This window comes from Pseudomonas sp. GW821-FHT02H09, from assembly GCF_059421425.1.
This window is the reverse complement of record NZ_JBWKVA010000004.1, coordinates 323,678-342,176: the sequence shown is the minus strand read 5'-3', so window position 1 is coordinate 342,176 and position 18,499 is coordinate 323,678. Positions and strand designations below refer to the sequence as shown.

General features: G+C 60.1%; 15 protein-coding genes. 7 read left to right on the top strand and 8 right to left on the bottom strand.

What is annotated here, in order from left to right; genetic code table 11:
• Positions 1 to 101: 101 nt before the first annotated feature.
• On the bottom strand, positions 102 to 1,235 hold the full coding sequence (locus tag AC07VR_RS07750) for a cytochrome P450 (RefSeq protein ID WP_495010911.1): 1,134 nt from the start codon (positions 1,233 to 1,235) through the stop codon (positions 102 to 104).
• Positions 1,236 to 1,316: 81 nt separating this feature from the next.
• Here AC07VR_RS07750 and AC07VR_RS07745 point away from each other — a divergent pair, with 81 nt between their 5' ends.
• On the top strand, positions 1,317 to 2,114 hold the full coding sequence (locus AC07VR_RS07745) for an ArsR/SmtB family transcription factor (protein WP_495010910.1): 798 nt from the start codon (positions 1,317 to 1,319) through the stop codon (positions 2,112 to 2,114).
• Positions 2,115 to 2,127: 13 nt separating this feature from the next.
• On the opposite strand, the gene AC07VR_RS07740 is transcribed toward AC07VR_RS07745, so the two are convergent.
• Positions 2,128 to 2,736, bottom strand: coding sequence for a LysE family translocator (locus AC07VR_RS07740; RefSeq protein ID WP_495010909.1), 609 nt, complete (start codon positions 2,734 to 2,736; stop codon positions 2,128 to 2,130).
• Positions 2,737 to 2,841: 105 nt separating this feature from the next.
• Between AC07VR_RS07740 and AC07VR_RS07735 the strand changes: the two genes are divergently transcribed.
• The gene (locus tag AC07VR_RS07735) at positions 2,842 to 3,735 is read left to right on the top strand and encodes a LysR substrate-binding domain-containing protein (RefSeq protein WP_495010908.1); all 894 of its coding nucleotides are present in this window, start codon (positions 2,842 to 2,844) and stop codon (positions 3,733 to 3,735) included.
• Between the two features lie 98 nt (positions 3,736 to 3,833).
• Here the strand turns inward: AC07VR_RS07735 and AC07VR_RS07730 are convergent, their stop codons facing one another.
• From AC07VR_RS07730 to AC07VR_RS07710, 5 genes are all read right to left on the bottom strand, one after another.
• Entirely contained in the window at positions 3,834 to 4,853 is a 1,020-nt protein-coding gene (locus AC07VR_RS07730; protein WP_494995251.1) for a branched-chain amino acid aminotransferase, read from the bottom strand.
• A gap of 158 nt (positions 4,854 to 5,011) precedes the next feature.
• Complete coding sequence (lpdA, locus tag AC07VR_RS07725) at positions 5,012 to 6,397, bottom strand: dihydrolipoyl dehydrogenase (protein ID WP_495010907.1); 1,386 nt, start codon at positions 6,395 to 6,397, stop codon at positions 5,012 to 5,014.
• A 17-nt stretch (positions 6,398 to 6,414) separates the two neighbouring features.
• Positions 6,415 to 7,686: a dihydrolipoamide acetyltransferase family protein gene (locus tag AC07VR_RS07720; RefSeq protein WP_495010906.1), complete on the bottom strand. Its 1,272-nt coding sequence runs from the start codon at positions 7,684 to 7,686 to the stop codon at positions 6,415 to 6,417.
• Positions 7,687 to 8,745, bottom strand: a complete 1,059-nt coding sequence (locus AC07VR_RS07715) for an alpha-ketoacid dehydrogenase subunit beta (protein ID WP_494995254.1) — start codon at positions 8,743 to 8,745, stop codon at positions 7,687 to 7,689.
• A 1-nt stretch (position 8,746) separates the two neighbouring features.
• Positions 8,747 to 9,982 (bottom strand): 3-methyl-2-oxobutanoate dehydrogenase (2-methylpropanoyl-transferring) subunit alpha, encoded by a 1,236-nt coding sequence (locus AC07VR_RS07710; RefSeq protein ID WP_495010905.1) that lies wholly within the window; start codon positions 9,980 to 9,982, stop codon positions 8,747 to 8,749.
• Positions 9,983 to 10,176: 194 nt separating this feature from the next.
• Between AC07VR_RS07710 and bkdR the strand changes: the two genes are divergently transcribed.
• Together bkdR and AC07VR_RS07700 are read left to right on the top strand one after the other, a co-directional pair.
• A complete protein-coding gene (gene bkdR, locus AC07VR_RS07705; protein ID WP_018929722.1) occupies positions 10,177 to 10,665 on the top strand; it encodes a Bkd operon transcriptional regulator BkdR in 489 nt (162 codons plus the stop codon).
• A 138-nt stretch (positions 10,666 to 10,803) separates the two neighbouring features.
• The gene (locus tag AC07VR_RS07700) at positions 10,804 to 13,653 is read left to right on the top strand and encodes a TRAP transporter substrate-binding protein (protein WP_495010904.1); all 2,850 of its coding nucleotides are present in this window, start codon (positions 10,804 to 10,806) and stop codon (positions 13,651 to 13,653) included.
• On the opposite strand, the gene AC07VR_RS07695 is transcribed toward AC07VR_RS07700, so the two are convergent.
• Positions 13,640 to 14,503 carry an MBL fold metallo-hydrolase gene (locus tag AC07VR_RS07695; protein WP_495010903.1) on the bottom strand — a complete coding sequence of 288 codons (864 nt, stop codon included), beginning with the start codon at positions 14,501 to 14,503 and terminating at the stop codon, positions 13,640 to 13,642. The genes AC07VR_RS07700 and AC07VR_RS07695 overlap by 14 nt on opposite strands.
• A gap of 161 nt (positions 14,504 to 14,664) precedes the next feature.
• Between AC07VR_RS07695 and AC07VR_RS07690 the strand changes: the two genes are divergently transcribed.
• The 3 genes from AC07VR_RS07690 (at position 14,665) to AC07VR_RS07680 (ending at position 18,466) form a co-directional block, all read left to right on the top strand.
• Positions 14,665 to 15,465, top strand: coding sequence for a sulfite exporter TauE/SafE family protein (locus AC07VR_RS07690; RefSeq protein WP_495010902.1), 801 nt, complete (start codon positions 14,665 to 14,667; stop codon positions 15,463 to 15,465).
• Between the two features lie 188 nt (positions 15,466 to 15,653).
• Positions 15,654 to 17,321 (top strand): MFS transporter, encoded by a 1,668-nt coding sequence (locus AC07VR_RS07685; RefSeq protein ID WP_495010901.1) that lies wholly within the window; start codon positions 15,654 to 15,656, stop codon positions 17,319 to 17,321.
• A complete protein-coding gene (locus AC07VR_RS07680; protein ID WP_495010900.1) occupies positions 17,318 to 18,466 on the top strand; it encodes an HlyD family secretion protein in 1,149 nt (382 codons plus the stop codon). The genes AC07VR_RS07685 and AC07VR_RS07680 overlap by 4 nt, the downstream gene beginning before the upstream one ends.
• Positions 18,467 to 18,499 lie beyond the last annotated feature (33 nt).

Here is an 18,499-nt window from a genome sequence, read left to right as displayed (position 1 = left end):
ATCTCAAGTATGAGTGTCGTGGCTGTAGGACGGGTCTGAAAATGTGTCCCGGTAACGCTCGCGATGTTCGGCATGGGGAAGGGCTTCGAACACTATCGCACTCATCGCTGAACCTCCAACCGCTCGCGAAATAACGGAATACGCCCGTTCAAGGAAGGGCGGTAATCCCAGGCAAGCTGATCCAGCGCACCGTTGTGCGTCAGGATTTCGCTGAGTGTGGCGCTGGCGATGCTCAAGGCCAGTGTCTGGCCAGGGCATTGATGGCGGCCGGTGCCGAAGGTGAAGCTGCGGCGGGCCGGGCGGTAGAGGATCAAAGCGTCCGGGTTGTCGTTGAGTTGTGGGTCGCGGTTGGCTGAGGCCAGCAGCACCAGAATGACATCGCCGGGCTTGAGGCTCACACCGTCGACTTCACAGGGCGCGCTGACGAAGCGCCGGGTGTTCTGGACCGAAGGATCATGGCGCTGGACTTCCGCCAGCAGGTTGCTGACCTGCGCCGGGTCGCGCAGCATTTCAGCCTTGAGGTGCGGGTTGCGGATCAATGCCAGCACGGCGTTGCCGATCAACCCGGCGGTGGCTTCATAGGTCTGGGAAAGCAGGCCAATCAGGTTTGCGAGCAGGGTGTCGGGGTCTGCCAGGCGTTGGCGAATCCCCTCAAGTAGAGGGCTTTGGTGATCCTGCGCGCTGAGGCGTTCTTTGAAGTAACCGTTCAACTGTTCCGCCGCTGCATGGGCCGTGTCCAGCAGGGCCGGGCTGCTCAGGGGCGACAGGCACGCGACGAAATCAGCCGTCAGTTCGCTGAGGGTTCGACGTTCTGCTGGAGCAAAGCCGAGCAGCGCAGCAACCACGCAAACCGGCCCCATGAACATTGCCTTGTGCAGTCCGTCGGCGGATGGGCTGGTCGACCGGGTGCGGACCAGTTCGCTAACCGCTTCGGTGTCGAGCATTTCCAGTCCCGGTTGTATGGCTGACCGGGGGCAGCGCTGGCGCTCGCCGTCGTTCATTCGCATCAACTGACCAAACACCTTGCCGGCCGCGCCGTATGCAATGGCGTTGGGCACCGGCTCGTGGGTCGGACGGACCTTGCAGTCGGGATGAGCGAGTACGGCGGTGACGGCCTGGGCGCTGCTGGCCACCCACAAACCCAGTCCCTGATGAAATGAAAGACCACCTTCGGCCCGCAGGCTGGCGTAATAAGGGTAGGGATCGGCATGTGTAGCGGCGATGATCGGGTCCACAAGGTGCTGCCTTATTCGTTGGTGGAAAGTGTTGCTACTATCTCCAGTCCGAAAGGGGCACGATTCGTCCGGGAGCGAAATATGAACGTATCGAACGTAGTGAGTGGAGAGAACGTAGAACGACACGACATCGGCGTCTCGCAGGTGGCGGCAGCGATTGCCGAGCCGGCCCGGACGAAAATCCTTTGCTCGCTGATGGACGGCCACGCGCGCACCAGTACCGAACTGGCAGTGATCGCCGACGTCAGCGCTTCCACCGCCAGCGCTCATCTGGCGAAACTCAAGGAACTTGCGTTGGTGCGGCTGCATGTTCAGGGCCGCCATCGTTATTACAACCTGGCAGATCAACGGGTCGCCCAGGCTCTGGAAGCGCTGATGGTGATCGGCCAGAACGCCGCGCCCACCTTTACTCCCCGCACCCCGGATCGCCTGCAATTCGCCCGCACCTGCTACGACCATATGGCCGGCACCTTGGCGGTGTTGATGCACGACCGGATGCTGGAAGCAGGTTGGTTGGTGATGTCGGAGCAAGGCGATCAGCAGTACGCGCTGAGTGAAACCGGTGAGTGGTTTTTCGAAGGGCTGGGCATCGCAGTGAAGTCCTTGAGCAGTCTGCGTCGGCGCTTTGCCTGTTCCTGTCTCGACTGGAGTATGCGTCGTCCGCATCTCGGCGGCTCATTGGGCGCGGCGTTGCTGCAAACGGCGATCAAGCACAAATGGCTGACACAGGATCTGGACAGTCGGGCGCTGGCGTTGACGGCGACTGGACGTAAAGAGATCACGGCCAGATTCGCGATTGAGCTGCCGGCTCCGGCGAAGGTGAACCTGCGTGGTGCCACTGAGCCAGGCAGTCGCTCGGTCGCCAGCCCTTCGCCTTAGCGCCAGGTGTTCACTATCGACTGGCCGAGGCCATCAGCATGCCAAAGCCTGCGAAGGTGACGCCTGACACCTTCGCGGCCAGCCAGGATCCTTTTTGACTCGACAGCCAGCCTTTGGCCGCATTGGCGAGCAGGGCATAGCTGCCATGGATCACGATCACCAGCACGCTGTAGGAACTGACCAGGGTAAAAAACTGGCTGTAGTAGTGCGCCGAGGTGTCGATGAACTGTGGAAACACCGCAAGAAAGAAGAACACGGCTTTGGGGTTCAACAGCTGGATCGACGCCGTTTCGATGAAGCGATACCCAGGGCTGGACGAGCTCACTTCACGCTCGGGGATGAAACGATCGGTGCGCCAGCTTTTGTAACCCAGGTACAAGAGGTACGCCGCGCCTGCATATTTCAGCGCGGTGAACGCGCTTGCGGAGGTCGCGAGTATCAGGCCAACGCTGGTTGCGCTGATACCGGCAACGACAAAGGCCCCCAGGGCGATACCCAAAATACCCGGCAGCGCGCCGCGCCAGCCATGGCGCAGCGCGTTGGAAAGCGTCATGACCACGCCAGGCCCAGGACTCAGAATGGTCAAGGCGGCGAACAGTAAAAATAACCCGTAGCTATTCATCTCTCACTCCATCAGGTGGCGCTGGCTGCGTGCCCGCAGATTGGCGTGACGAGGTGAGCGTGACAAACGCTTTAATTGCACGGCATATGTGACTAAATTAGACACATGATCAATCAACTCCCTCCCTTGAATGCTGTTCGCGCTTTCGCGGCCGCCGCTCGTCATCAGAGCTTCAGCCTCGCGGCCGAGGAGCTGCATGTCAGCCACAGTGCTGTCAGTCGTCACATCAAACGGCTTGAGGAGCACCTTGGCGTGCTGCTGTTCGAGCGGCGTATCCGGCAATCGGTCCTGACCCCGGCAGGTCAGAGCTTCTTTGAACAGGTCAGCGCTGGACTGTCACAGATTGCCAACGCCGCAGCGGCACTCAAGCAACAGGCCTCGCTGCGCACAGTGAAGATCAATGTCCGTCCGACCTTTGCCCAGCGCTGGCTGACTCCCAGGCTGGCGGATTTCATGGCGCTGCACCCGGACATCAAACCTGAGGTGGTCACTTCCACACTGGCGCCCGATCACGCACGAGACGGGTTCGACATTGTTATTCGACGTGGCCGCGACGGCTGGGCACCCGACATTCAGGCACAGGTACTGTTCGAAGATGAATTGCTGCTGGTCGCGGCGCCTTCGCTGATCAAGCGTCTACCGCTCGACGACTTGAACGCCCTGAGCCGACATACCTTGCTGACCGCCAAGACACGCCGCGAGGATTGGCACAACTGGGCCCTGCGTTTTGGCGAAGCGCAGTCAGCGACTCAGTCGGCGCTGCAATTCGATCACATGCATCCGGTGCTTCAGGCCGCTGTAGAGGGACAAGGCATTGCCTTGTGTCCGGCCTCCTTGCTGGGCAGTGACCTGTCGAGCGGTCGACTGATCTGTCCGCTGCCTGACTTGCGTATGCCGTTGCCGCGTTATTACTACGGTGTCTCGCCGGACATGACGGCGCAGACTCAGGTGTTTCTGGAGTGGTTGTTTGCCAAAATCGAAGAGGACGCCATGCGGTAGGTCGGTTGATCGCAGGATAATTGAGGTCTTGAGCGCCCGCAAAAAGCCCACCCACCGCGCAAGCGATGGATGGGCTTTTTAGTGCCGCAAGCGCTGGATCAGACCTTGACGATCCAACCCTCTGGCGCTTCGATGTCGCCAGTCTGCACACCGGTCAGCTCTTTGTAGAGCTTCTGGGTGACCGGGCCGACTTCCGTCTGGCTGTAGAACACGTGCAGTCTGTCGTTGTAGTCGATGCCGCCAATCGGCGTGATCACGGCGGCAGTACCGCAGGCGCCGGCTTCTTTGAAGTCGCTGATTTTGTCGATGAACACGTCGCCTTCAACGACTTCCATGCCCAGACGACTTTTTGCCAGTTCGATCAGCGACAGGCGGGTGATGCCCGGCAACACTGAAGGGGATTTGGGCGTGACGAATTTGTTGTCGTGGGTGATACCAAAGAAGTTGGCCGAGCCGACTTCTTCGATTTTCGTGTGGGTCATTGGGTCCAGGTAGATGCAATCGGCGAAATGCGCCTTCTTGGCCAGGGAACCGGGCATCAGGCTGGCGGCGTAGTTGCCGCCGACCTTGGCTGCGCCGGTGCCTTGTGGTGCAGCGCGGTCGTAGCTGGAGATCAGGAAGTTGTGCGGGGTCAGGCCGCCCTTGAAGTAGGCGCCAACCGGGATGCAGAAAATCGAGAAGATGAACTCGGGAGCGGTGCGCACGCCGATGTTGTCACCCACGCCGATCACGAACGGACGCAGGTATAGCGCGCCGCCAGTGCCGTACGGCGGAATGAAGCGCTCGTTGGCACGAACTACGGCCTTACAGGCTTCGATGAAATCTTCGGTTTCGACCTGCGGCATCAGCAGGCGAGCACAGCTGCGCTGCATGCGCAGGGCATTCTGGTCCGGACGGAACAGGTTGATCGAGCCGTCCTTGCAACGATAGGCCTTCATGCCTTCGAAGCATTGCTGGCCATAGTGAAGGGCAGTGGAGCCTTCGCTGATGTGCAGCACGTTGTCTTCAGTCAGGGTGCCTTTGTCCCACGCACCGTTACGCCAGTACGACAGAAAACGCTTGTCTGTCTTGATGTAGTCAAAACCCAGCTTGTCCCAATTAATGCTTTCGTTACCCATGACACCCTCTATCACTTAACAACCGTCGGAACGGTTCAAGGCTTCTGACGTTTTTTTGGATGGGGACAACAATACTTCATTCCGGGCCTAAATCGCAGCCCGGAATGCGGTTACTGATCGTTCCCATGCTCCGCGTGGGAACGATCATGGTGGGGCGGTTACAGGTGTAGCGCGTGGCCCAAAGCGCGCAGCGCCGCTTCCTGCACCGCTTCACCCAGTGTCGGGTGGGCGTGGATGGTGCCGGCGATGTCTTCCAGCCGTGCGCCCATTTCCAGGGATTGGCCGAACGCCGTGGACAACTCCGAAACACCGACCCCCACCGCTTGCCAGCCGACGATCAGATGATTGTCGCGGCGTGCCACAACCCGTACGAAGCCGCTTTTCGACTCCAGGGTCATCGCCCGGCCATTGGCGGCAAACGGGAAGTTGGCAACGATACAGTCCCAACCTGCGGTCTTTGCTTCATCCGGGGTCTTGCCGACCACTACCAGTTCCGGGTCGGTAAAGCACACGGCAGCAATGGCGGCGGGATTGAATTCGCGGTGCTTGCCCGAAATCAGCTCCGCAACCATTTCCCCTTGGGCCATGGCGCGGTGGGCGAGCATGGGTTCGCCGCTCAGGTCGCCGATGGCCCAGACATTGCGCATGCTGGTCTGGCAACGGTTGTCGATCTTGATTGCCGAACCGTTCATGTCCAGGTTCAGGGCTTCGAGGTTCCAGCCTTGGGTGTTGGCGCGACGGCCCACGGCTACCAGCACCTGATCGGTTTCCAGATTAAGGATCTCGCCGTTTGGGTCGCGCACTTGCAGGGTGTTGGCTTGCGCATCGAAGCCTTCGACGCTGTGCTTGAGATGCAGCTTCACGCCCAGCTGTTTCAGCGCGTCAGCAACCGGTTGAGTCAGTTCCTGATCGTAGGCCGGCAGAATGCGATCCTGTGCCTCGACCACACTGACCTCAGCGCCGAGCTTGCGATAGGCAATGCCCAGTTCCAGCCCGATGTAGCCGCCACCGACCACGATCAGCCGTTTTGGCACGCTTTTCGGCGCCAGGGCTTCGGTGGAGGAGATGATTGGCCCGCCGATTGGCAGCATCGGCAGGTTGACGCTTTTCGAGCCGGTGGCCAGCAACAGGTGCTCGCACTGGATGCGGGTATCGCCAACTTCGACGGTCTTGCCGTCAATGACCTTGGCCCAGCCCTGTATGACCTGGACCTTGTTCTTCTTCAGCAACGCCGCGACGCCGGTGGTCAGGCGATCGACGATGCCATCCTTCCACTCGACGCTTTTACCGATGTCCAGGGTTGGCGCCGAGACGTTGATCCCGAGGGCCGAGTGCTGGCTGTGATGCTGGGTCTGGTGGAACTGCTCGGCTACATGAATCAGCGCTTTCGACGGAATGCAGCCGATGTTCAGGCAGGTGCCGCCCAGTGCCTGGCCTTCGACCAGAATAGTGTTGATGCCCAGCTGGCCAGCGCGAATTGCCGCCACATAACCGCCAGGGCCGCCGCCGATGATCAGCAGCGTGGTGTTTAGAGTCTGTTGCATGCCTTGCTCCACAAATGCTATTCCACAAACAGCGTGGCGGGTTGTTCGAGCAAGCCACGCATGGCCTGGATGAATTGCGCGGCGTCCATGCCATCGACCACGCGATGGTCGAAGGAACTGGAGAGGTTCATCATCTTGCGAATCACGATCTGGCCTTTGATCACCATCGGCCGTTCGACGATTTTGTTGACGCCGATGATCGCCACTTCCGGCAGGTTCAACACCGGGGTGCTGACGATGCCGCCAAGAGCGCCGAGGCTGGTCAGGGTAATGCTTGAGCCGGACAATTCATCGCGGCTGGCCTTGCCATTGCGCGCGGCAGTCGCCAGGCGGGAGATTTCTGCGGCGCTGTCCCACAAGCTGCGAGCTTCGGCGTGACGCACAACCGGCACCATCAAGCCGATGGCACTTTGGGTGGCGACGCCAACATGCACCGCGCCGAGGCGGGTGATGACCTGGGCTTCGTCGTCGTAACGGGCGTTGATCTGCGGGAAGTCGCGCAGGGCAACGACTATGGCCCGTACCAGGAATGGCAGCAGGGTCAGCTTGCCGCGGCTGGCGCCGTGTTTTTCATTCAGATGTGCGCGCAGTTCTTCCACGGCGGTCACGTCGATTTCTTCGACATAACTGAAGTGTGCAGCGCGCTGGGTGGCTTCCTGCATGCGCTGGGCAATCTTGCGCCGCATGCCGATCACCGGGATCTGCTGTTCGTCATGGCGTGCGGTGTAAGCAGCGCCAGCGGTCGACTGAACGGATGGACCGTGGGCGAGATACGCGTCGAGGTCTTCATGCAGAATCCGCCCGGCAGGGCCAGTGCCCTGAACCAGACGCAACTGAATGCCGGCGTCGAGTGCACGTTTGCGCACGGCCGGGGAGGCCAGCGGACGCTCATCGGCCTCGCGAGCAACCATCGGGCCTTGGCACACGGCTGGGCGCGGGGCCGCAACCGGTTTGCTTTCAACCACCACTTCAACCTTGGGTGCTTCGATCGGCGCAGGTGTTTCTTTCACTGCCGCAGGCTGAGCCGACTCTTTAACGTTGCCCGCGCCTTCGACTTCAATGCTGATCAGTATGCTGCCAACCGCCATGACTTCGCCCGGTACACCGCCCAGCGCAATCACCTTGCCGTGAACCGGCGAAGGAATGTCGACCATCGCCTTATCGGTCATCACATCGGCCAACACCTGATCTTCGACGACCATGTCGCCGACCTTGACGTGCCACACCGACAATTCAACTTCTGCAATGCCTTCGCCAATGTCCGGCATCTTGATAACGTGCGTGCCCATTCAGACCTCCATAACCCGATGCAAAGCCGCGCCCACACGGGACGGACCGGGGAAATACGCCCATTCCTGAGCATGCGGATACGGGGTATCCCAGCCAGTGACGCGCTCGATAGGCGCTTCCAGGTAGTGGAAGCAGTGCTCTTGCACCAGGGCGACCAGTTCGGCGCCGAAACCGCAGGTGCGGGTCGCTTCGTGAACGATCACGCAACGTCCGGTTTTCTTCACCGACTTGACGATGGTTTCCAGATCCAGCGGCCACAGGCTGCGCAGGTCGATTACTTCAGCATCGACACCGGTTTCTTCGGCCGCGACTTGCGACACATAGACCGTGGTGCCGTAGGTGAGGATGGTGACATCCTTGCCCGGACGGGCGATGGCCGCCACGTCCAGCGGCACGGTGTAGTAACCGTCCGGCACTTGCGCGGCCGGGTGTTTCGACCAAGGGGTTACCGGGCGGTCGTGGTGGCCGTCGAACGGGCCGTTGTAGAGGCGTTTGGGCTCAAGGAAGATCACCGGGTCATCGTTTTCGATGGAGGCGATCAGCAGGCCTTTGGCGTCGTAGGGGTTGGATGGCATGACGGTGCGCAGGCCGCAGACCTGGGTGAACATTGCCTCAATGCTCTGGCTGTGGGTCTGGCCGCCGTAGATGCCGCCGCCGCATGGCATGCGCAGGGTCATCGGCGCGGTGAACTCGCCGGCCGAGCGATAGCGCAGACGCGCCGCTTCGGAAATGATCTGGTCCGACGCCGGGTAGACGTAATCGGCGAACTGAATCTCGGCCACCGGCCGCAAACCGTAGGCGCCCATGCCCACGGCGACGCCGACGATGCCGCTTTCGGAGATCGGCGCGTCGAACACCCGCGAGGTGCCGTACTTGCTCTGCAAGCCTTCGGTGCAGCGGAATACACCGCCGAAGTAACCTACGTCCTGGCCGAAGACCACGACGTTGTTGTCGCGCTCAAGCATCACATCCATGGCCGAGCGCAGGGCCTGGATCATGGTCATGGTGGTTGTGGTCATGGCGGTGTCCAACTGGATATTGTTGTTGTGATCGTTCATGTCAGATCCCCAACTCTTGACGCTGGCGCTTCAAGTGCTCCGGCATCTCTTTGTAGACGTCTTCGAACATCGTCGCGGCGCTCGGAATCTGGCCACCGGCGAGGGTGCCGTACTGCTCGGCTTCTTTCTGCGCAGCAATGACTTCGGCTTCGAGTTCGGCGCTGACGGCGGTGTGTTCTTCTTCAGACCACTGACCGATTTTCACCAGGTGCTGCTTGAGGCGCGCAATCGGGTCGCCCAACGGGAAGTAGCTCCAGTCGTCGGCAGGACGGTATTTGGACGGATCATCGGACGTCGAGTGCGGGCCGGCGCGGTAGGTGACCCATTCGATCATGGTCGGGCCAAGGTTGCGGCGGGCGCGTTCGGCGGCCCACGCAGAGGCGGCGTAGACCGCGATGAAATCGTTGCCATCGACCCGCAGGGAGGCGATGCCGCAACCGACGCCACGACCGGCGAAGGTAGTGGCTTCACCACCGGCAATCGCCTGGAACGTGGAGATTGCCCACTGGTTGTTGACCACGTTGAGGATCACCGGCGCGCGGTAAACGTGGGCGAAGGTGAGGGCGGTGTGGAAGTCTGATTCAGCGGTGGCGCCGTCGCCAATCCAGGCCGAGGCGATCTTGGTGTCACCCTTGATCGCCGAAGCCATGCCCCAGCCCACGCCTTGTACGAATTGGGTGGCCAGGTTGCCGGAAATGGTGAAGAAGCCTGCGTCTTTAACCGAGTACATGATCGGCAACTGACGGCCCTTGAGCGGGTCGCGCTCGTTGGACAGCAACTGGCAGATCAGGTCCACCAGCGGTACTTCGCGAGCCATCAGGATGCTTTGCTGGCGGTAGGTCGGGAAGCACATGTCGTCGATGTTCAAGGCCAGGGCCTGAGCGCTGCCGATGGCTTCTTCGCCAAGGCTCTGCATGTAGAACGACATTTTCTTCTGACGCTGGGCGACCACCATGCGGTTATCGAAGATCCGCGTTTTGAGCATGGCGCGCATGCCTTTGCGCAGGATCTCGACCGGCACGCCTTCGGCCCACGGACCGAGGGCATTGCCCTGGTCGTCGAGCACGCGAATCAGGCCGCGGGCCAGGTCGGCCGTGTCGGCGGGTTCAACGTCGATTGGGGGTTTGCGCACCAGGCCTGCGTCGGTCAGACGCAAGTAGGAGAAGTCGGTTTTGCACCCCGGGCGACCCGAAGGTTCGGGAACGTGCAGGCGCAGCGGTTCGTACGGTTGGTTCATGGCTTCTACGCTCGATCTTGTGAATTTCTTGTAGTGGGCGCGCTAGCTGACGATCTTTCTTTGGGTAAAAGAAATCTTGTCCTACAACAATCATAGGCCTCGCCAAGAAGAATATTTCTCTGTGTTTCGTTGCGCTTTAAGTCATTTGAGGATAAAAAATCTGCATAAACATAAAAAACAGGTGGTTTATTCTCATGCGCAAACTGGATCGTACCGATATCGGGATTCTCAACAGCCTCCAGGAGAACGCCCGCATCACCAACGCCGACCTCGCACGCTCGGTCAACCTGTCGCCGACGCCTTGCTTCAACCGGGTCAAGGCGATGGAAGAACTGGGGCTGATTCGCGAGCAAGTCACGCTGCTCGACGCCGATTTGCTCGGGCTGCACGTCAACGTGTTCATCCACGTCAGCCTCGAGAAACAAGTCGAAGAAGCCCTGCAGCACTTCGAAGAAGCGATTTCCGACCGACCGGAAGTGATGGAGTGCTACCTCATGGCCGGCGATCCGGATTACCTGATCCGCGTACTGGTGCCGACCATCCAGTCGCTGGAGCGTTTCATGATGGACTTTCTGACCAAGGTCCCGGGCGTGGCGAACATCCGTTCAAGCTTTGCGCTCAAACAGGTCAGGTACAAGACTGCGTTGCCATTGCCGGCCAATGGCTTGACGCTGGCGGGATAGCTCCATTAAGGATAGCTCCGTTCATCACAGGACTTTGCCATAACGCTTGCGCGGTGCTTTATTCATAAAAGTGCATAAGAGAGCCAGTCGCCCTCATCTGCGCAAGCCGATAAGCGTTGCCGAGCCTGAGGTGATGAGATGGGCGAATGGGAGGTTTGCGAGTGCAAGGGCGCAGCTTCCTGGTCAGGTTGGCACAGACTGCTTTTGGCTCTGCTGTTGTGCGTTGCCTCGCAGGTCGTACCTGCTCAGGATCGGCCCGTTCTGATCGCCATCGCTATTGCCCATAACCAGACATTTGACCAGGCAGCGGGCGCTATCCAGGAGGGCCTGGAAGACGTTGCAACCGTTAGACACCTCAATGTGGCGTCTGCCGATAGCGTGATCAAAAGTGTCATGCAAGGGGAGACCGATTTAGCCGTCGTTCCCGTTTCTGCCCTGAGTGAATTTGTCCCTGCCTTCGCAATATACGGCCTGCCATTTACCTTCTCCGAGACCAGGCCCTTTTCATTTTTCATGAGCTCGCAGTTGCAGCCACAACTGGCCGAGCAACTTAAAGAGCAGGGATTGCAGGCGTTGGGTGGGGTCTGGTACGGGGGAACGCGGGTTATTGCCAGCCAGCTTCCCCGGCGTTCGCCTACGGACTTCAAGGGCACCAGGCTCGCGGTTTCCAGCGATGATTGGCAGTCGATGGATTTTTCAGGCGTGGGCGCCGAGTCGATCAAGATGTCTGATACGGACATGGCGTCGGCATTGGCCACCGGGGCGGTTGATGCGGCAGAAGTCCCCTGGGATCGCGTTACGAAAATCAAGGCCGCATTCGTGACGCAAAGCGATCATCGCTTCAGCGGGTTGATTGCCATCTACAAGGCTTCGCGTTTTTCAGCATTGCCTGCTCCAGCGCGCGAGCGCATCACCCAGGTCATGAACTACGCCGAGGAATATGTCACCTCGAACATTATCGCTCGGGAGAGTGAGGCGATCGATGCGGTGCAGTCCTCCCCGTACATCACCTGGATGGGCGTCGATGAGGGGATGCGTGCTCAATGGCAGGTGGCATTGGCCAACCGCCAGGCATCGGCTATCGAGAAAATTGGTCCATCGCTGGTGAGCGAGGCGAGAAACAATCCGAATTACACACTGCGCTTGAGCAAGGCGATCCCGACCTTTTCCATCAACTGGAATGCCTGGTTTCAATCCTCGCCCAGGCAGGTCAAGAATGTTTTGGCCGCAGGCAAACCCTATGATTTTGTACTGGATCTTGGTCGGGGCATCTATCCCGGGGCATTGAGTAGCGGGATCAGCAGCCTGCTGCAGCAAGAAATCGCTGCGGATCCGGACAGCGACGAGATCCACTTGCTGGTTCGGCCAGTGCTGATGGGCGGGATCCTCGAGCCGGCACCGGGTTCGGATTTTCGGGCTCGCAGATTCAATGTCCACCGCGATCGCCTGCCAGCCAGGACCGCTGACGAGTCTCTGCGGGAAAAAGCGCGCCATCACCTCATCACCTTGAGCGACCTGGCCAAGGCGTTGAGTGTCGATGCGCCCATGGCGTGGCCGCTTATCGCCCGCCAGGCGGGTTGTGCGCAGGTCGCCCTCTCGATCTGGGATGCTGCGGGGCTGCGGCCTCTGGACTACATCGTGGTCAGCGTGCCGGTGAGCGACGTCGGACAGCAGTACCCGCCGGCGTGCGACACCAGCCTGAGAGGCGGTGAACTGGTGTCCGGGTTGGAGAGGCTGCTGGAACTCGGAAAAAATGCGCGGCAGAGGTCGTCCGCAGACGCCGCCTTACATTTGTTTGACTCGATTCCCAGGGGCGAGGGCGATGCCGCGACGGTTGCGGTGTACGTTGATCACTCAGAGTTTGACGCCGCCCAGCGTCAAGGAAAGATGCCGCCAGTCTATGCGTGGGAGCTTGCAGGCAATCTGACGCACTTTCTGGAGCAGGACTCCATGCTGCCAGCCTCAATCGCGAACACCCGCGAGCACCTGGGCTCCGCCCAGCCTTACACCGATGTCGTCAGGCAGATGAACAATATGCTGTTCAACGGCCGTACCCCGGAAGATCAGCGAAATGCTGACGCGGCAAGGGCGGCCATGCAGCGTCTGACACAACGAGTCGAAGTCCCGGTGGTATTGGTGCGTTACTTCGATTCGTGGGGGAAAATGCAAAACCTGCCGCTGGCCTTGTTGGGCGCCGATGCGCCTGACCAACTGTTCTCCCATCGAATTACCGTTGTCCAGCCGTTACAGGACGCCCAGACGCTCGAACCCGGCGCCTGTTTCAGCGGTTGGGACTTTGCAATTCCCAAAGCACTGGATGGCGTGGGGGCCGAGTCCGCGGAATTGTTGATGAAAGATGACTGGCGGATGCAAGGGCGTGATGTCAACTGGTATCAGAACAACACCGACTTGCTCAAGTTCATGACCCAGGCTGACACACCTTCGGTGACCAGCAGCGCCTTGGTGCTTCTCGCGCATCACGGCAAGGGTGACGTCTCGTTCTCCACCTCAGGGCTTCCTGGCCGGGTGCTGGACTCTGACATGAGAAGGCATTTCACGCCGGGTAGCGTGGCAATCCTGACGGCGTGTTCCACCCTTGGCGTCTCGGCCGCCAGCCAGACTTTCGTCAATATGCTGGTGCGTCGAGGTGTGGGCGCCGTGGTTGCTTCACCTTTCCCGGTGGACTCGGATTTCGGTACCCGGCTTTCGGTCAGTTTCGTTGCGGTGGCTCAGCAGTTGCGCGCAAGTGGTACATCCGCACGGTTCATTGATATTTTCAATCGGGCCTTACAGAAAACCATCGATGCCTACGGCAAGAACTCGGGCTATGCGGACATGGCCCTGGAATTCCAGATCATAGGTGATCCTGAATTACGCATGTGTGGTGCCCCGACAGGATCAAGTCAGCAAACGGGAAAGGTCAACGGGCGCTTCAGAGTGCCAGGTAGTCGACTGTCGGTGAGCCGCTGGCACGTCACAACCGATTGATCGGAATCTTCAGGTAAGTCACGCCGTTGTCTTCGGCGGGCGGCAGATTCCCTGCGCGCATGTTGACCTGAATCGCCGGCAGCAACAGCCTCGGCATGCATAGCCCGGCATCACGCCGGGTGCGCATGGCGACGAAAGCGGCTTCGTCGATACCGTCATGCACATGGATATTGCTTTTGCGTTGTTCGGCGACGCTGGACTGGCACGCAAATGCGCGGTCCGCAGGCGGGTAGTCGTGGCAGACGTAGAGGCGGGTGCCTGCGGGGAATGCCAGCAGCTTGTGTATGGAGGCGAACATTTGCCGCGGGTCACCACCGGGGAAGTCGCAGCGTGCGGTTCCCACGTCGGGCATGAACAAGGTGTCGCCCACCAGAATCAGTTCATCGTCGATCAGGTAGGCCATGTCCGCCGGGGTATGACCCGGCACATGCAACGCCTTGGCCTTGAGGTTGCCGATGGTGAACTCCTCGTCCGGTGCAAACAGATGGTCGAACTGCGAACCGTCGATTTTGAATTCCGGCTCAAGGTTGAACAGGGTTTTGAACACGTCCTGAACCTTGCAGATCAGCTGGCCGATGGCGATCTTGCCGCCCAGTTCCCGGCGCAGGTAGGGCGCCGCGGACAGGTGGTCGGCGTGGGCGTGGGTTTCCAGCAGCCACTGCACCTGCAAACGATGTTCGCGGATGAAGGCAATCACTCGGTCGGCCTGGGTGGTAGCGGTTCGCCCCGATGCGGGATCATAGTCGAGCACCGAGTCGACGATCGCGCAGTGCCCGCCATCGAGTTCAAAGATCACGTAGGTGTACGTCGACGAGGCTTCGTCCAGGAAGGCTTGAATCAACGCTGACATGGGGCAGATCCTTTCGGGATAAGTCCAGAAGGTAAATGGATTGTCTGCACCCTGACCAGCATTGATGTGATTCAAGTGCGGATAAGTTGTCGTGGGTTGTATTGTAGGGGATTCCAGTGCCGGTTTTTTCCGGTTGTCTTAAAAGTCGATCAGAGCGTTTTATGCTGCTTACAACATTCTTTGGTGTGGTAATGGGCTTGGTCCTGGGCTTGACCGGTGCCGGTGGCGGCATTCTCGCGGTGCCGGCTTTGGTGTTGGGTTTAGGCTGGAGCATGACCCAGGCGGCACCGGTGGCGCTGTTCGCCGTGGGCAGCGCGGCGGCGGTCGGTGCCATCGACGGCTTGCGACACGGCCTGGTGCGTTACCGCGCGGCGTTGTTGATCGCATTGCTCGGGGCGCTGTTCTCGCCGGTGGGTATCTACTTCGCCCATCGCTTGCCGGAAAAAGTCTTGATGATTCTGTTCAGCCTGCTCATGGTCATCGTGGCGTGGCGGATGCTGCGGCGCGAGTCGCGGGATTGCGGGCCGAGTGATCATGGCAGCGCTTCCTGGGGGCAGAAAAACTGCATGCTCGATCAACGCACCGGGCGCTTTTCCTGGACCGCTAAATGCACGGCGACCCTGGCGGCATTGGGCGCTGTCACGGGCATTGTTTCCGGGCTGCTCGGAGTCGGCGGCGGTTTTCTGATCGTGCCGGCCTTCAAGCAACTGACCGATGTACAGATGCGTGGAATCGTTGCCACCTCGTTGATGGTGATCAGCCTGATTTCGGCGATAGGGGTTATCGGCGCGTTTCAGGCAGGGGTGTCCATTAGCGCTATGGGTGGGGCTTTTATTGTCGCGAGCATCGTCGGAATGCTGTTTGGTCGACGCCTGACATCCCGCGTTTCGGCCAGAGGGTTGCAGGTGGGATTTGCCAGCATTTGCATCGTCGTGGCCGGCTACATGCTGTTCAAGGCGTGAGGGGGCAAGCCTCACTGAAATACCACCAGTGAAGCGCATAGAAGTTCCTGATAGCGGGTAATGTCTTTTGCAGCGGTGCAAACGGTGTAACTGGCAAGATGCACCCTGCTCAGGTTTACTAGTAACACTGCAATGGCATTACTGTGCGCAGTCGTGGTTACAACAGGCACAGACATCAAGGTTAAAAAATGGATCACTACGCCCCGCGATCCTGGCAACCCCACGAACGGCCCAGCTTGCCGGGTTCGCCGTCGACCCCGCTGCACCCCACACGCAAACGTCTGGCCTATGCGCTGGTCGGACTGCTGGTGGCGTTGACCGGCGGTTTGGGGAACTCGCTGGTAATCGCCAATCTGCCTTACCTGCAAGGTGCGCTGGGGGCGACCACCGCCGAGATGGCCTGGTTACCGGCGGCCTATGTCATGACCAACGTGTCGATGAACCTGCTGCTGGTGAAATTTCGTCAGCAGTTCGGTCTGCGGGCGTTTACCGAGGTTTTTCTGGTGCTGTATGCGCTGGTGACCTTTGGCCATTTGTTCGTCAATGACCTGAACTCGGCGATTGCCGTGCGGGCCGCCCATGGCATGGTCGGCGCAGCGCTGAACTCGTTGGGTTTGTATTACATGATCCAGGCCTTCCCGGCGAAGTGGCGAATGAAGGCACTGGTGCTGGGGTTGGGCACCTCGCAACTGGCCTTGCCCCTGGCCCGGTTGTTTTCCGAAGATTTGCTACAGATCGCCGAATGGCGAGGGCTGTATCTGTTCGAGCTGGGGCTGGCGCTGACCTCGCTGGGCTGTGTGTTCCTGCTCAAGCTGCCGCCGGGCGACCGCTTCAAAACCTTTGAGAGACTCGACTTCCTGACGTTCACGTTGCTGGCCAGCGGCGTCGCTTTGCTCTGCGCGGTGCTGTCGCTGGGGCGTATCGACTGGTGGCTTGAGGCACCGTGGATCGGCATTGCTTCGGCGGGCTCGATCATGCTGATCATGGCCGGGCTGGCCATCGAGCATAACCGCAGCAACCCGATGCTGATGACCCGATGGCTGGGCAGTGGGGCGATGATTCGCCTGGCGTTGGCGGTGATCCTGATTCGTATGGTGCTCTCGGAGCAGTCCACCGGAGCGGTGGGTTTTTTGCAGGCGCTGAACATGAGCAGCCAGCAGATGCGCACCCTTTATGCCGTCATGCTGCTGGGCAGTATTGCCGGCCTGGCGACCAGCGCCCTGACCATCAACCCGGCGCATCTGTTCATGCCTGTGGTCATCTCTCTGGCGTTGATGGCGGTGGGCTCGGTGATGGACAGTTTTTCGAACAACCTGACCCGCCCGGCCAACATGTACTTCAGCCAGTTCCTGCTGGCCTTTGGCGGAACGTTTTTTCTCGGGCCGACCATGGTCTATGGCACACGCAATGTACTGACCAATCCGCGCAATCTGGTGAGTTTTTCGGTGCTGTTCGGGATCTGTCAGAACCTCGGCGGGCTGATCGGCTCGGCGTTGCTGGGGACGTTCCAGATCGTGCGCGAGAAGTTTCATTCCAACACTATCGTCGAGCCCCTGACGCTGCTCGACCCACGGGTAGCCGGCCGCGTGCAAAGCGGCGGCTCGGCTTATGGATCAATCATCGCTGACCCGGATTTACGCACCCTCCAGGGCATACGCAGCCTCGCTAGCGCAGCGACCCGCGAAGCCAACGTGCTGGCCTATAACGATGTGTTCATGCTGATTGCGGTGATCGCCGTGTTGACCATGCTCTGGATTTTTCTGCGCAGCCTGTGGCTGATGAGCACGACCAAAGCGCCCAAGCCTGTGCTTGCCACCCCATCTCCCGTTCAACCCAGCGGTGCCACCTCTCCATGACCGAACTGACGAAGACGACCACCAACGCCATTGCCGCGACGCCCGAGGGCACTGAGCCGCCGTCAACGCCGGCCACCGAGCCGCGCTCGCTACGGGTGCGGGTTATCTCGTCCATGGGCTTTGCTGCCATTGCCATCGTCGGAGTGTTGATTGTGCTGTATGCCTGGCAATTGCCACCGTTCAGCAGCGCCATCGAGACTACGGAGAACGCGTTGGTCCGGGGCCAGGTGACGATCATCGGGCCGCAGCTCAGCGGCTATGTGTATGAGGTGCCGGTGCAGGATTTCCAGTTCGTCAAAGCCGGGGATCTGCTGGTGCGCCTGGACGACCGCATCTACAAGCAGCGTCTGGATCAGTCGCTGGCGCAACTCGCGGTGCAGAAGGCGGGGTTGGCCAATGTGGTGCAACAACGCAACAGTGCCGAAGCGACCATTAAATTGCGTCAGGCCGCGTTGGTCGACAGTCAGGCCCAGGTCCGTAAAAGTGCGGCAGACCTGCGGCGTAACGAAGAACTGATCATTGATGGCTCGGTCTCCAGGCGCGACCTGGATGTGGCCCGCGCGGCCAACGCGCAAACCATCGCCGCCGAGGCTCAAGCCCAGGCGACCCTGGAAATCGCCCGGCAGGACCTGCAAACGGTGATCGTCAATCGCGGTTCGCTGGAGGCGGCGGTGGCCAGCGCTGAGGCTGTGGTTGAACTGGCCCGCATCGATCTGTCCAATACCCGGGTCATCGCCCCACAGGACGGTCAGCTCGGGCAGATCGGTGTGCGTCTGGGGGCCTACGTCAATTCGGGCGCGCAGTTGATGGCGCTGGTGCCGAATCAGCTGTGGGTGATCGCCAACCTGAAAGAAACCCAGATGGACAACGTCCAGACTGGCCAACCAGCGACTTTTACCGTCGACGCCCTCAATCACCAGAAATTCCACGGTCGGGTGCAGCGGATCTCTCCGGCAACCGGCTCGGAGTTCAGCCTGCTGCAAGCCGACAATGCCACCGGCAACTTCGTCAAAATCGCCCAGCGGGTTCCGGTGCGTATTACCGTCGATCCCGATCAGCCACAAAGCGAACGGCTACGACCGGGGATGTCGGTGGTGGTGAGCATTGATACGGCGGGGGAAGAGGGTGTTGCAGGTAAAAATTGATCGTTCCCACGCGGAGCGTGGGAACGATCAAGG